At 24.9% G+C, this 15671-nt stretch carries 15 protein-coding genes and 1 pseudogene; 1 reads left to right on the forward strand and 15 read right to left on the reverse strand.

Annotated features, from left to right (window positions below; genetic code table 11):
* Positions 1–440: 440 nt before the first annotated feature.
* Positions 441–602 (forward strand): zinc-ribbon domain-containing protein, encoded by a 162-nt coding sequence (locus CSGHG_RS09115; protein ID WP_010294339.1) that lies wholly within the window; start codon positions 441–443, stop codon positions 600–602.
* A 339-nt stretch (positions 603–941) separates the two neighbouring features.
* Here CSGHG_RS09115 and CSGHG_RS09120 read toward each other — a convergent pair whose 3' ends face one another.
* The 15 genes and pseudogenes from CSGHG_RS09120 to CSGHG_RS20335 form a co-directional block, all read right to left on the reverse strand.
* Positions 942–1472, reverse strand: a complete 531-nt coding sequence (locus tag CSGHG_RS09120; RefSeq protein WP_010294340.1) for an ECF transporter S component — start codon at positions 1470–1472, stop codon at positions 942–944.
* A 149-nt stretch (positions 1473–1621) separates the two neighbouring features.
* A complete protein-coding gene (locus tag CSGHG_RS09125) occupies positions 1622–3217 on the reverse strand; it encodes a peptide chain release factor 3 (RefSeq protein WP_010294342.1) in 1596 nt (531 codons plus the stop codon).
* A 518-nt stretch (positions 3218–3735) separates the two neighbouring features.
* Complete coding sequence (locus CSGHG_RS09130; protein WP_010294343.1) at positions 3736–4506, reverse strand: ABC transporter permease; 771 nt, start codon at positions 4504–4506, stop codon at positions 3736–3738.
* Positions 4487–5374 carry an ATP-binding cassette domain-containing protein gene (locus CSGHG_RS09135; protein WP_010294345.1) on the reverse strand — a complete coding sequence of 296 codons (888 nt, stop codon included), beginning with the start codon at positions 5372–5374 and terminating at the stop codon, positions 4487–4489. The genes CSGHG_RS09130 and CSGHG_RS09135 overlap by 20 nt, the downstream gene beginning before the upstream one ends.
* Before the next feature lie 106 nt (positions 5375–5480).
* On the reverse strand, positions 5481–6587 hold the full coding sequence (locus CSGHG_RS20315) for a HAMP domain-containing sensor histidine kinase (RefSeq protein ID WP_010294347.1): 1107 nt from the start codon (positions 6585–6587) through the stop codon (positions 5481–5483).
* A 58-nt stretch (positions 6588–6645) separates the two neighbouring features.
* The gene (locus tag CSGHG_RS21860; RefSeq protein WP_010294348.1) at positions 6646–7023 is read right to left on the reverse strand and encodes a hypothetical protein; all 378 of its coding nucleotides are present in this window, start codon (positions 7021–7023) and stop codon (positions 6646–6648) included.
* Positions 7023–7691: a response regulator transcription factor gene (locus tag CSGHG_RS09150; protein WP_010294349.1), complete on the reverse strand. Its 669-nt coding sequence runs from the start codon at positions 7689–7691 to the stop codon at positions 7023–7025. The genes CSGHG_RS21860 and CSGHG_RS09150 overlap by 1 nt, the downstream gene beginning before the upstream one ends.
* 215 nt (positions 7692–7906) lie before the next feature.
* Positions 7907–8482 (reverse strand): ATP/GTP-binding protein, encoded by a 576-nt coding sequence (locus CSGHG_RS09155; RefSeq protein ID WP_010294351.1) that lies wholly within the window; start codon positions 8480–8482, stop codon positions 7907–7909.
* 223 nt (positions 8483–8705) lie between these two features.
* Entirely contained in the window at positions 8706–9737 is a 1032-nt protein-coding gene (locus tag CSGHG_RS09160) for a glycoside hydrolase family 113 (protein WP_010294353.1), read from the reverse strand.
* 68 nt (positions 9738–9805) lie between these two features.
* Positions 9806–10891 carry a cellulose biosynthesis cyclic di-GMP-binding regulatory protein BcsB gene (locus CSGHG_RS21865; RefSeq protein WP_081496285.1) on the reverse strand — a complete coding sequence of 362 codons (1086 nt, stop codon included), beginning with the start codon at positions 10889–10891 and terminating at the stop codon, positions 9806–9808.
* Positions 10892–11078: 187 nt separating this feature from the next.
* Positions 11079–11870 carry a cellulose biosynthesis cyclic di-GMP-binding regulatory protein BcsB gene (locus CSGHG_RS21870; RefSeq protein WP_052314791.1) on the reverse strand — a complete coding sequence of 264 codons (792 nt, stop codon included), beginning with the start codon at positions 11868–11870 and terminating at the stop codon, positions 11079–11081.
* Positions 11871–11929: 59 nt separating this feature from the next.
* Positions 11930–13191, reverse strand: a pseudogene (locus tag CSGHG_RS20325) (glycosyltransferase family 2 protein).
* Between the two features lie 4 nt (positions 13192–13195).
* The gene (locus tag CSGHG_RS24170; RefSeq protein WP_052314792.1) at positions 13196–14182 is read right to left on the reverse strand and encodes a polysaccharide deacetylase family protein; all 987 of its coding nucleotides are present in this window, start codon (positions 14180–14182) and stop codon (positions 13196–13198) included.
* 184 nt (positions 14183–14366) lie between these two features.
* Entirely contained in the window at positions 14367–14837 is a 471-nt protein-coding gene (locus CSGHG_RS24175; RefSeq protein WP_052314793.1) for a hypothetical protein, read from the reverse strand.
* Complete coding sequence (locus CSGHG_RS20335) at positions 14827–15585, reverse strand: GGDEF domain-containing protein (RefSeq protein ID WP_010294356.1); 759 nt, start codon at positions 15583–15585, stop codon at positions 14827–14829. The genes CSGHG_RS24175 and CSGHG_RS20335 overlap by 11 nt, the downstream gene beginning before the upstream one ends.
* Between the last annotated feature and the right edge of the window lie 86 nt (positions 15586–15671).

Below are 15671 nucleotides of genomic sequence, written 5' to 3' on the forward strand. Positions count from 1 at the left end.
AAATAGTGATACATTCTCTGAATTGCTTAGAATTTAACACTGTATTTTGTATAAAAATATTTTAAAATTATTGAATAAATTTAAATGTGAGCTTGTTTCCCTATATATAAACAACATAAATTTTTACAATTAATCTATGTTATTTATATTTTATGCAATAGCTTTATTAAATTGACTTAAACAACAAACTTTTTTTATTATTTAACATTTTTACTCTTAAATAATCCATTGAAAATAGTGACTTTTATAGCTAAAATTTTAATAATTTTTTCTAATTTCTATTGTATAATCTATTAATTATGTTATAATATTCTTAGAGTTTAAAACTCTATATATAAAAAAGATTAATTAACAAGGCTTTTATCCAGTAACTCCTTTAATCAAGGAAATAAGATAATCCCATGTTTAATTAGTCCTTAGATTTAAAGGAGGTAAGTACAATGGCTGATAAGACTATTACTTGCAAAGATTGTGGAAACGAATTTATATTTACTGAAGGAGAGCAAGCTTTCTACAAAGAAAAAGGATTCGAAAATGATCCTGTAAGATGCCCAGAGTGCAGAAAAGCTAGAAAAAACAACAGAAACAACTTCAATAGATAATAAAGTTGAAATTAAAGAGAGCTTATGCTCTCTTTTTATTTTATATAAAATATAAAATAAAAAAAGGTAGCTTTAGGTCTACCTTTTTTCGGGATGTGTGATGTTTAAAATTTTAACATATATTTTTATGTGTTAAGTTCAGCAATAATTAAACTATAAGGGGGACTTATCTTTTAAATATGCTTGAACAAATTTTAAATTACAATTATATTTTAATACCTTTATGTGTCAATCTTTTGACATATCCATTACATTTTCATGTCATTTAAAATTTTTTTATATAATAAAAACTTTAAACAATTTAAGATAAAAGTATAGATTAATAAGATTTATATTTAACTAAAATCTTAAACGTTTTTTTATCATTGTGCTTAAAGGCAATGCTATAACCATTCCTGCTGAAACTTGAAGTACATTATTTGCAATAGATGCTATTGCATTTGGTAAATCATATAATATCCATCCTGCAAAAAAATATCCAATTATCATTACTATTCCAGCTACAATAAATGCAAATAAATTATTCATGAAATTTTTCCCCTCATAACCTTTTCTATAGGCAAGTGTAGCTGCTATATAAGCCATTGACCCTTTTATAACAAAAGTAAATGGTGCCCAAACTACATACGGAGAAAGTAAGTCAAACAAACACATACCTATTCCACCTGCTAATGCTCCTTTTCTTTTTCCTAATAATATTGCAGCTAAATACACAGCACTATCTCCTAAGTGTAGTACTCCTTCACCAAACGCAGAAGGAACGTGTATTAAACTAGTTGCTACATAGACTATGGCAGCCATCATTCCAACTTGTACAATTGAATTAACATTAGTTTTAGATGTAACTTTAGTTTCTAATTTATTCCCCATATCTTATCACTCCTATTTATTGTATCGTTACAATTTATCTTTTATTTATATTTCCATAAATTATGGTACTACAATATAAAGTGTTTTGCAATACAATCTTTAAATAAAAAAACCTAGAAACAGATTATATATCCATTTCTAGGTTTTTTTTATTCATTTTGAGCTATTCCTGATAATACTAGACCCTTATTATGATCTAAAGCCCAACTAATTCCCCAATCATTTTGGAATATTAAAAGATCTCTATCTTTAAAATCCTTTACTACTTTAGTGTCACTTGTTACACTTAAATCTTCAGCTGGAACTTCTGATTTTTCTATCCATCTAATATTTCTATATGGAAGCATCTCCATTTTTATATCTACGTTATATTCGTTTTTTAATCTAAATTCTAGAACTTCAAATTGTAATACTCCTACAACACCAACTATGATTTGTTCTGTACCAATATGTAATTCTTTAAATACTTGAATAGCTCCCTCTTGTGAAATCTGAGTTATTCCTTTTGTAAACTGTTTTCTTTTCATAGTGTCTACAGTTCTAACTCTCGCAAAGTGTTCCGGTGCAAAAGTTGGAATTCCTTCAAATTTAACTTTGTTTTTAGGACTACATAGTGTATCCCCTATACTAAATATGCCTGGATCAAATACACCTATTATATCTCCAGCATATGCACTTTCAACAATTTCTCTATCTTGAGCTAAAAATTGTTGAGGTTGTGCAAGTTTTATTTTAGATTTTCCTTGAACATGGAATACTTCCATGCCTTTTTCAAATTTTCCTGAACAAATCCTCATAAACGCAATTCTATCTCTATGTGCCTTATTCATATTTGCTTGTATTTTAAATACAAAAGCTGAAAAATCTTCTGATAGAGGATCTATAACTCCTTTATCAGAATTTCTACCAATTGGTGTACTTGTTAACTCTAAAAAATGTTCTAAGAATGGTTCAACACCAAAATTAGTCAAAGCACTACCAAAAAATACTGGTGTTAGTTCTCCTATTTTAACTTTTTCATAGTCAAAATCTTCTCCGGCTACATCTAAAAGTTCTATATCTTCCAATAGTTTTTCATATAGGTCTTCTCCTATAATTTCTATAACTTTTTCTGTCTCATCTAAAGATATTCTTGTACCTGTAATTTCTTTTTGACCATGATCGCCTTCATTAAATATTTCTATTTCATTTTTTTCTCTATCGTAAACCCCTTTAAAATGCATTCCAACACCTATTGGCCAGTTAACTGGATAAGACTTTATTCCAAGCTCCGTTTCCAACTCTTCCATTAATTCAAAAGGATCTCTAGTTTCTCTATCCATTTTGTTTACAAATGTGAATATAGGAATCTCCCTTATACTACAAACATGAAATAATTTTCTTGTTTGTGCCTCTACACCTTTAGCTCCATCTAGTACCATAACTGCACTATCCGCTGCCATAAGAGTTCTATATGTATCTTCACTAAAATCTTGGTGACCTGGAGTATCTAATATATTTATACAAAATCCATTATATCCAAATTGCATTACTGATGATGTAACAGAAATACCTCTTTTCTTTTCTATTTCCATCCAATCTGAAACTGCATGTTTAGAAGCCTTTCTAGCTTTAACAGAACCAGCCATTCTTATAGCTCCACCATATAAAAGTAATTTTTCTGTAAGTGTTGTTTTACCAGCATCAGGGTGAGAGATTATAGCAAAAGTTCTTCTTTTCTTTATTTCATTAATATACTCACTCAAAATTATCCGCTCCTTTATTAATTTATAAATAAGATTTATAAAAAACTATCGACTCAATTTAACATACCTAAAATACTCATTAAAATGCAAAATTTAATTTTACTTTTTTCAACGTAACATTTATATCTCTATTTATATCTTTAATATAAATCTTAAAACCATATAAGTGTATTTTTCCCTAAATATATAGTTTTTAGGCATATAAAATATATATACCTTTTTAATATTTTTAATATGTAATCAACAACCAAAATACCAAAGGCAAAATAGTTTCTATTTTTATAATAACTTAAATTTAGACTACTTTTTATAATATCATATGAAAATACATAATACAAATAAAAGCTACTACTTATCCCAAATGGCCCTATATGATTTTCTCATAAAAAAAGTGTTGTCAAAATACAACACTTAATCTTAATTCACTATAAAGTTCCAAACTAAACAACAAGCTAAAATTATAGTAATAGGTAATAAAAATATAACTTTTAAATCTTTCACTTATATATATATAAGTACTACTTTATTTTTCTGCTATTATAGGCCACTGCAAAAAATAGTACTATTCCTGATACAGATGCAAAGAAAATTAATGATTGTATAAAAGGTACAAAGTTATAAACACCACCACTCCAAAAATCAATGAATTCATTTCCTATATAAGTAGTTGGAAGAGTATATGCCACTTTTCTAAGAACAGGCGGAAATTCCTTTGCTTGAATTCCAAATAATCCACTTAAAATCATAATTCCAAAATATATTGTCATGGTTATTGCATAAGTTATTCCAAACTTCTTAAATATTAAAGATATTCCATGTGCAAGTATAAACAATATTATAGATAGCAAATACAATGCTATTATCAATATAACAGCACTCTTAGCTGTTGGAATTAAAAGATCTAATACTAGAAAATTTACTACTGTATAAAAAATCAAACCACCAGTTATAAAAAATAGATTTGCAAATACTTTTGAAATAATTAATGAGTTTTCACTATATCCAAACAATTTAAATCTTAATGGAATGTTTTTTTCAAGTTCATTTGAAAAAACAGCTGAATATCCTACAAGTACAGTAGCTAATGGAATTATCATACTAGATGTAATAAATATATTAGTAACAATCTGCTGCCTCATGTTTTCTGGAACCTTTCCACCAATTAAATTACTCATTAATATAGACATTACTATAGGAAAAACTAATCCAAAAATAATTGTAAATATATTTCCCATAAGGTTTCTTATCTCATATTTAATTAAATTTATATTAAACAACTTCTCGTTCATTGTTATTTCCTCCATCATAGTTTGCCTTTGCATTAATAGACATTATTTCTATATCATTATCACTTCTTTTGAAGTTTACATTTTTATTTATTAAAATTTTTGCTATTTCAAGTTCCATTTCCTTTGTGTAACATGGAATTGCAATTAAATGTTCTGGCGATAATATCCTTTTAAAGTTTTCTGCTAATTTTTTATTTTGTATATTATTTTCTATAGTTATTATGGATTTTCCACAATATTTTTCAAACAATGCTTTCTTATATCCAAAATCTACAACTTTTCCTTTATCTAAAATTAAAATTTTGTTTGCTAGCTGATCCAATTCTTCATAATAATGTGAAACTATGCATATTGTAGATTTCTTATCATCATACCATTGAATAATTTTATTCATTAAGTTTTGGCGTGTTTCAAAATCTAATCCTGAAGTAACCTCATCAAAAAATACTAATTGATTGTTTTGCATTAAAACAAGTATTATTGTAAGTCTTTGTTTTTGCCCTCCAGACAATTCACTAAACTTTTTATTTAAACAATTTTCAAAGTCAAAAAAAGAAATTAAATCATTAAGTTCATGGTTATTTTTAATTTTCATTCCTAAAATGCCTTCAATAACGTATTTAACCGCCATAGTTGATGGATAATTGTTTTCTTGTAAATGCGCTGATATTTCTGTTAGTTTTAACTTTGTTCGAATATTTCCTTTATAATTTATTAATCCTAAAATAGCTTTTACCAATGTACTCTTTCCAGCTCCATTGGAACCTATTATCCCTATTCTGTCACCTTCTTCAAAAGTTATTGGTGTTTTAACTTGAAGAGCAATTTCTTCTCCATATTTAACCTCTAAATTATTTATAGTAATCATTTTATTCCTCCCAATTACTTGCTTTCTATATCTTAATTATAAAAGCTTCATATGAAATTCATATGAAGCTTTTATGCATATCCTTTGATAATTAAATGAAGTAACTTTACCAAAATAATGTTGCTTCAACACCATTGTCAATGTTGATAATAGTAATATTATAACCTAATATCTTTGAATAATAAGAAACAATATATAAACCTAATCCATGTCCGCCAATTCCATTTTCTCCAGAAACAAATGGTTCAAATATATTAGGTAAAATTTCTTTATTAATATTAACACCATAATTTGTAACCATCAATTTGTCTTCAGTAATTTCTATTCTTATATTTCCCAGAGATTCAGTATAATTTATTCCATTATTAATTAAATTATCTATTATTTTATATAAAAGTTCTCTGTTAGTGTTTAACATCTTAGATGTAAGCTTTTTTTCTACTTGAATTTGTTTTGTTTTTATTTGTATTTCATAGGTAAATAATACCTCACTTACTATGTCTAAAACATCTAAATTTTCCTTTTCCATACTTTCATAATTATAATTAAGATATAAAATTTCATCTATTATTTTTCTCATAGATAAAAGTTGTTGTTTTACATTTGGTAAATATGTTTTTGTATCTTTGTATTTTCCTATTTCATTTATCATTCCATCTACCAAAAGTAATGATGCTGCTACAGGAGTTTTCAATTGATGGGAAGAAGCCCTTAAAAATACTTCTTGTCTTTTATTTTGTTCATATAAAGATTTATTCTTATTCTCAAGCTCTTTAAATGTTTCATTTAGTTTTTTATATAGTTCATTAAGACTTGAAGCTAAAACTGCAATTTCATCACTACCCTTAACTTCAATTGGTTCTACATAAAGCTTTTCATTTCCTCTCATATAATCTGCATGATATGCTAATTTTTCAATTGGTATAACTATTTTTCTTGAAAAAAACACTGTTGAAATTAAAATTAACAAAATAGCTGTTGAAATAATCATAGGTAAACTTTGATAAATTATTGATTTGATTTCTCCTATTTCTGGTGTCATAACCGGTAATATTGAAAGTATAATTTCTTCGTCATTTAAGGTTGTAGCTATATATGTAGTATAAAAATTCAATCCATCTGTAGAATTAGATTCAAATATAATTGTATTATCATCTACAACAGTTAATTTAGATGATATTTCTTTAAAAACATTTAAATTATCATTCTGCAAAAACTCTAAATTTATAGGAGGATTATTTTTAAAAATTTTAAATTTGAAATCATTTCTTTTATTTCTTGTTTTTTTCTTTTATAACTTCGCTATCCTTTTCTAAAAATACATCTCTTATCTTATTAAAAACTAATACTAATTCCTCATCTTTAATATCAATTTTTATTGTACCTAATTTATTTGCCAAATATATTAAATTTCCCTCCTTAGGAATCTTAAATGTAACTGTTCCTGTAGGATTTTTGGTCTGAATTTCTCTATAATTTCCCGTTTTTACATATTCACTTTGTATTTTCTTTATTGATTCAAAATTTTCTTTTTCCATATAATCTACATATAATGAAGGTATCATAAATATGAAATATATTAACATTAAACTAACCACTGTAGTTGATATAATGCTTCCATATACCAATGTTTTTTTATATAAATTCACTAAGCTTCCTCCATATTAAACTGATATCCAACTCCGGTAACAGTTTTTATATAATTTTTAGGCAATTTTTTTCGAAGATTTTTTACATGTGCATCAATAGTTCTATCATTAGTATAGTAATCCTCATTGAAAATCCTTGAAATTAATATATCTCGAGTGAAAACTCTATTTGGCTCTTTCATCAAAATTTGAAGTAATAGAAATTCTGTTAATGTTAAATTTAAAGATTTTTGATTATAAAAAGCCTGATATGATTCATCATTTATTGAAATCCCTTTTTCTGCTATTTTTAAATTATCATCTTTAATAACTCTTCTTAGGATTGCTTCAATTCTTTTTAATAATAATAATGGTGAAAATGGTTTTACTACAAAATCATCAGCAAGTAAGTTAAATGCTTTCAGCTGAGTTTGTTCATCGCCTAAAGCAGTTAACATTATTGTAGCCATTTGTGGTCTATTCAATTTAATATATTCAAGTACTTCAATACCAGTAACTTTAGGGACCATAATATCTAATATAGCTAAATCAAAATTTTCTTTTTTTATTAATTCTATAGCTTTTTCTCCATTCTCTACCTGAAATACTTCATAATTCTGCATTTTCATATATTCTGTAGTAACATCTGAAATAGTTGGCTCATCCTCTAAAAATAATATTTTTATCATAAATTTCTTCTCCTAAATTAATTTTTTTATATTTATTCTCCACTTAAAAATTGAATATTAAATCTATTATTACAATTAAATTATATATAATTAATTTTTCCATGTAAATTTATTTTAAATAATGTATAGATGCCTAATATTAAAAATTTTTTAATTATTTTCTTATACACAAAAAAATAGGACATGAATGTCCTATCAAATTTATTTAAATCAAATTAATTTTCATTTTTTTCTTGTGACTTTATATCCATTATACTTAATATGGTTTTAGCTCTATCTTTTGTACAACCTGTTAATTCTATATAAGGAACAGACTCTACATCTAAGAAGGTTTTTATAGCCTCATCAACCTTTTGAGCTGTTTCTTCATCTTGCCATCTTACACCATCTTTTTCATATCCAAATTCTCTTCCAACATAAAATATGTAATCATATTTAGAAATATCTCTTATAGCTAACCCGTAAAGGTCCTTTAATATCTCTATTTCTTTAACAGTACGTTTTCTTTCTCCTAGCATAAATCTAGCATATACATATGGTATAAAAGTAGCATAATCTGTTATTGCATAATCAAATATTTCTAATTCTTCTTCTAATTTAGCTTGTCCAAGATATATTCCATATTGCTCAGAAATAGTCTCTATCATTCCTTTTTCTCTTAAATAATCCGTACTATATTCTGCTGCACATCCTACACTCATACCTAAAATTTTCATTTCAACATATAAATGTTGCATAAGTGTAGTTTTTCCACATCTTGGCCCACCTAAAATTGCTATTCTAGTAGTCATTTTGTGACCTCCATTTAATCAAATTGCAACTTCAATTATAGCAATTTAGTTGTCAAAATTCAACATACAGTTACTAAAATCTACTTTTATAAACATTGAAACACCTTAAATTTTAATTGGGCTAAATCAAAATTATACTTTTAAAATTTAACCCAATTATTATAAGAATACAAGCTTAATGGAAAATTTATGCTCAGAGATTTTTAATTCTATAGTTTTATTTTTAGTTGCTATTTTTATACCAATCCTTAATCACTTTTTTTGTTTCCCTAGATGGATAATATACTTTTGTTTTATCATCTTTACCTATAGCAAATATAGAAAATCCTAATTGCCATGGTTCATCCTCAAAAACTTCTTTATAAGCTAAAAAACCCACTACCTGTTCTTGAGTATTTAATTTTTTAGAAACTTGTACGTTCCATGGTTCTTTAGATGCTCCTTCTAGTTTAGGGAATCCTAGTTCACCAAAAAATATTGGTTTTTTCCAAATTTTATAAAAATTATATATTTCTTTTTTTATATTTTGATTTCTATTATGTGCCTTTGTTTCCTCTATATATTTTACTAGTTCATCCTTTGAATTTATATTTTTATTACTAAGCTCAAAATATGCTGCTATACTTATAAAATCCACATTATTAAATACTCTATTTCCAAGTTTATCTCTATATTTTTCCTCACTAACTTTATCCCAACTTGCTGTATACCACCAACTAGTTCTATATGTCGTAAGCCCTTTATATTTGCTTTTAATATTTTGTATAAGGTAACACCACTTCTCTTCATACTTTTCCATTTGAGAAAAATTTGAAGCAGTATTTAACGCAAAAATTTTATATGGGTTTGCTATTTCTTCAATTAAAGGCAAAAGTACTTTATGTTCCCAATTATAAAAAAACAAATCTATGTTATTGGGATTCCACTCTGTTTCATAATCTTTTCCATCATTAATCCATGGATAAGCTTCTAATATTATGTTTATATTTTTTTTCTTTAATTTTTTAATAATTTTTTTAGCCTTCTCCATACTATTTTTGTCTATGCTCATATCACTATCTGTTAATGTTTTTATATTTATAATCACAGGTACATTCACAGTATTTAATTTTAAAATTTCAACATCCTCTAAAACTTTATCTATTTCATAATCAACAGATAAATTTCCACTTTTTATTTTCTCCTTTGTAATATTTAATGGCTCTTTTGGCATTACTGAATTATTTAAAATAAATATTTTAATAATTATGAACATCAAGCTTATGATAATTACAGCTAAAATGCTACTTATAAAATTCTTTTTAATACATATTTCACCTCTTTTTAATTCTTATATTTCTTATATGTAAATACGACAGTTCCTAATACCATAAGTAATATAAAAGTAAAAAATATAGCTAATATCTTTATATTTTTATCAATTTTAAATTTTTCAAAAGAATTATCTTCTATATTTTCATCTACATCTTGATAATACTCATTCTGAATTTTTCCATCTTTATCTATTGTTGTCCCGTCTCCTTTAAGCTTTTTCAATAAATTATTATTGGTCAAATACTTTTCACTATAGCTTAGACTTTCATTATTTGGAGATGTTACAACCATTATTGCTTTATCTTTGTTATATGGTGACTTTATAAGTTGTATAGCACTTATATTTTCCCCATAACTTTCAGTAAATTGAATTTTATCATTAGATTCAAAAGCAGTAAAACTTTCATTAAATTTAATATTTAATTTCTCATTTATTTCTTTTATAGCTATATTATCATTGGGAGTTCCTAAATATATTAAATTTTTATTTTTATAATCTCCTTTAAAATTAGAGGATTTAATTACATTAATATTGCCATTATTACTTTCTAAATCTTGCCCTATGTATGCAACAATAGATGATAAACTTTTCATATTTTCACCATTTATATTATCTGGTATTACTACTATAACATCATCAAAATTTCCCTCTCTTACAAATGGGTATGGATAATTTTCAAATATTAACTTTTTACTATCTTTGTAAGGTAAATGCACACAGGATTCATTAGATATATATGCCCATGGTGTATCCTTTCCAGTAGTATCACAGATTAAATCTTTAACTTCTAAATTAAATTTTACTTTAATATCATATGAATTTGTATTTCTAAGACTTTCTGGTATAGTAACTTTAAGCTCGTCATCATCTGCTTTATCCATATACATTTTATGACTTCCTATAGGTATTTCATTAACATATATAGTTACCAAAGACCTATCAAAATCTAAATTTTTAGCATATTTAAACTTTAAAATTATATTTGAATCCTTTTCTATAGTTCTATTTTTAGGTATTGATAGTGAGAATTTAGTTTCTTTAGCAAATGGTCCTTCTAATAATATATGATCATATCCTAAATCTTTTAATGAAATATCAGTATTTTTTTCTTATTTAAATCTAAAACTTTAGTACTCTCATTTATAACTACAACTTGTTCTTTAGTATTCTCTACTAACATTCCATTTAAAATAAATTTAGTAGCTTTTTTAAGTATTTCATCATTTTCACTTACAATTAAAAGAAGCTTTTTAGTATGCTCATAAGGTGAATTAACCTCTTTTAAAATTGCCTCTTTAGATAAATTATTTTTTCTTTTTCTGTCAAAAGTTCTGATATTTCTTTAGGTGCACTATTTAAAGAACCTATATATATTAAATTATTATTTTTCACCTCATTAATGTTTGATGTTTTTAATAAATTACAGGTAAACTCTTTAAATTGTGACAACCTTCCAATATACCCTGAAATAATCATTGATGAAGTTATTTCACCTTCTGTAAAATCATCTGGAATAATAATATTAACACTTGATTTTATATCACTTTCTTTTATGTATGGATATGGAAAATCTTGCAAGGAATTATAATCTTTTAGTTCTTTAAAATCTAAATGTATAAAAGAATCTTCATGAAATACTATCCAATTTGCTGAGTTAATATCATCCTCACAAGGTTTTTCACTTATTCTTTTATATGTTTTTATTTGTATTTCATTAAAACCTTGTATTATGTTTTCTTTAGGTATTGGTATTCTTATAGTTTCTTTATAATCTTTTGTTTCATTTAGTTTTGTTGAATATATAGGAGTTTTGTTTACCACTATAGTTAATGTTGATTCATCTTCATTTATAAGTTCACTTTTACTTAAAATCAAGTTTAAATATCCATCTTGAATTTCCCATTTTTTATCAACAGTAAAAAAAACACTTTCCGTTGAATTTACTCCTATATTTTTTATTTCCTGAGTAAAATGAAAATTTTTACCTATAATTTCCTCATTGAAATCTTGAGCAAAAGCTATATGGGAAAATATAATAGAAATCGTAATAAACAATGTAACAATTTTTTTCACATTATCCCTCCTTTATAGATTTAATTTTTCAAATCAATTTCATAATTAACATAAATATATTAAAATCTTTCTGTTTTGTACCATTTAACCTCCCTTTTTAAAACTATATCTTTTATGTATTGAATAAAGCTATTAACTGCCACTATTAACCACATCTGACAATATGTAAAATACATTATAGGTATTAAAATTACATTTTTGAATGTCCCTTGCCCTTTTTCCATTGTTAGTGTTATAGCAACTTCTAAAATAAACAGTATATAAGCTAATATCCATAATATATTAAGATTTCCATTTATACTTGTTTTTAAGTTTGTAAATATACTTAGTATAAATATTCCATCAGATATAAGTACTGACGATAAAAATAAAAAATACACTAAAAAGAAATACATTACATCAAATAAAATTTTTGAGGGCTTTTCCCTAAATATTTTTATAAGATATTTATTAAGTACATATATATTCCCCTTTGCCCAACGTGTTCTTTGTTTAAACCATACCCTAATTGTTTCAGGTTCTTGTTCCCAAGTTACTGCAAGCGGCATAAATGCTATTTTATAACCTATTTTATAAATTCTAAAACTTATTTCTGTATCTTCAGATATAGCTTTTTCATCCCACCCACCTAACCTTTTTAGTATAGATCTTTTTATAACAAAATTAGTACCAGGTATAGTACATAATTTTAAAAGATTCCATCTTCCAGCCTGAGCCATCCATTGAAAACTCAAAGTTTCAATATTTATAAATTTCGTCAATATATTTCTATCTCTATTTCTTGTTCTAAATTTTCCTATTACTGCCCCTAAAGTTTTATCATTATGTATTCTAGTTATTAAATATTTAAGAGCGTTTTTTTCTGTAGTATTATCTGCATCATATACTGCTATATATTCACCTTTAGTTTTTTTATAACCTAAATTTAATGCATTAGATTTTCCCTTTCCACCAGTTATACTATCTGTAGTTATGATAGTAAAATTGTAATTTGGAAATTCCTTTTTTACTTTTTTAATTCTTCAGCCGTATTATCATTAGAATTATCATTTATAACTATAAGTTCCATTTTATCTTTAGGGTAATTCAAAAGTAATAATGCTCTAACTGTTTTATATATTACTTTTTCTTCATTATGTGCTGGAACCAATATAGAAACAAAAGGACACTTTTTATCTTCTATAAGTTGTATTTTAATCTTATTTATTTTCATGTAATACATATATCCATTTGTAGCTAATAATATATTTATTAAAAGTACTATCCATATAGATATAAGTGAATAAAGAAATAAATAATCTATTAATGTTAAATTTTCCATTAGATCACCTTAAAAATTTTTTCTTATTTATGTTTTTAAAATATAAATATATAATGAAAAATATTATACAAAATATACCTACAATTATTGCTAATATTTTATTTATTTTTTCTACATATTTATTGTTATGTTCTTCATCAAGACTACCTTCTTTAAGTCTATTTTCTATGGATATATTTCCATCTTTTGATTTAATAGTTATATCATTAAACTCAATCCAATTGTCATACTTTTTTAAATCTAAAAAACTTACATTTTTACTTTTTAGAAATTCAACAGATTCCTTTAAATATTCAATATCTAAATAAGGATGAAAAAACATCCCTCCAGTGTGTCCTCTAACCAAATTTAATATGTCATAATTTTCCTTTAATTTATCTTTCCATAAAATATCTTCATTATCTATATATCCTAAGTTTTCTGGAATAAGACAATTAAAGTTCTTTGTATTTCTTAAAATATAAGGGTAACTTGTTGTTGTAAATTGTTTATCACTACTTTGATATGCACCAACATATGTTGAAAAATGTTTTTTTATAGATGAATATCCTCTTGAATCTATTCCATAATGTGGAGCTTCAAATCCTAATGGATATATGCCATTTTTTACACAATCTATAACTGCTTTACTTAAATTTTTAGCAACATATTCTTCTACATCCCATGTTACTGGAATATCCTTTACACCATTCCAAAATTCGTAGTCTTCACCACCGTCTTTATCTTTAAAATTTCCATGATTATATCCATGAAGTATTATAGTGCCACCTTTATCTTGCATATACTTTATGGTATTTATAAATTCTGGCTTATCTGTTATATAGTTTTCATATCCTGTTTTAGTATCTATATATGCTGGAATAAGTGCTACTATAAAAGGTATATTTTCATCATATAAGTAATCTGCAACTTTTCTTAACTCATAAATATCCCTAAAAGGATGAACATCTTCTATTCTTATAAATATCTTTTGTTCATTAATATTTTTCACATTAAAAACTTCATTCAATATGTCTGAAAATATAAAAAATAAAACATTTTCACTAGGTATTAAAGAAACATACCAAAGATTTTTTTCATTTATTACATACGGATACTGCTGCTTTCCATCACTAAAGTAAGAATGTATTATTATTTCTTCGTTAATATTATCTAAAACATTTATTTCTCCATATTTATCTATTGTAAATTTTTAATGTTTTATCCTTTTCTCCATTTGAAAAATAATATATTTCTTTTAAGTCTACAATCTTAGGTGTAAAACTAATATTATAATTTTCATTATGCTCTACAAGTTTCTCTATTCCATTTCCAATCCAACAAATTGTTTTATCAAATTTTTTCATATCGTATATAAATTCTTCATTACTAATGTCTTTATCTATAATTATTGAAAATACATAATCATAACTTTTTAGATAATTTTTTTTATATTCTTTTATGTCTACCGTTTCAACCTTTGTATTAAAAGCACCCATTAATTCTGAAATAGAATTTAAAATATTTCTATTGTAACTAAATTCTACTTTTGTATCATAAACAATTAGTACATTTAAATAATCTTCTTTTGCTTTTGTATTTATTCCCAAAGAACAAGTAGTTATAAAAAATGCTAGTAAAATTAATATATATTTCTTAAACATCATATTCTAATTCCTTATAAGCCATTTCTTTAAGTTCAAAGGCATTTTTTATATCATCTTTATATTCTACTGTTGAAATTTTAATTTCCAAATTTATATCTTTATCTTTATATTTAGATTTAAAATTTAAATTTTCTATATTTTTTCTTATCTCTTCACTAATCATATTAGATTCTTTAAGATTGGTTTCAATTAATAATACAGCAAAAGTGTTTTTGTTTAACATGTACTTCATATCTTCCGTCCTTGATGATTTAACTATAGATTTACTTACCATATTAAATAATTTTTTAATTTTTTCTTTTCCAAAGTAGCTTACAAGTTCATCATAGTACATTATCTTAATAATCATTAATACAAAAGGTCTATTATATTTTTGCGACCTAATTATTTCTCTTTCTAAATCATTATAAAAACCTCTGTTATTCCCTAACCCTGTTTCTTTATCTATAGTTATCAACTCACTAACATCTTCTTTTAATTCCTTTTCCAAACCCTGTAACTCATTTATGTTGTAAGATATTTTTCCTATAGTAAACGAAATTATAGGTATGAAAAATAACCACAAATAAACATTTAATTCTATAGTTTTTGATAAAGTTATATTAGTGTATATAAAATATGTAGCATAAATAAATATAACAAAAGCACTACTCAACATTCCCCAAATAGTACCTTTTAAATATGAAATAATAATAATTAAAGACATGGCTCCAAGCATAATGAAATCTATTACACTATTTCTATCCATATAAAAATATAAAAACTAAAAATAATAAAAATTTCTACTATAAAAATAGTAAAATATATATCTAAATTTACCGATTTATCATTCAC

The organism is Clostridium senegalense JC122 (assembly GCF_000285575.1).
In the GTDB taxonomy this organism is placed as follows: Bacteria; Bacillota; Clostridia; order Clostridiales; family Clostridiaceae; genus Clostridium_J; species Clostridium_J senegalense.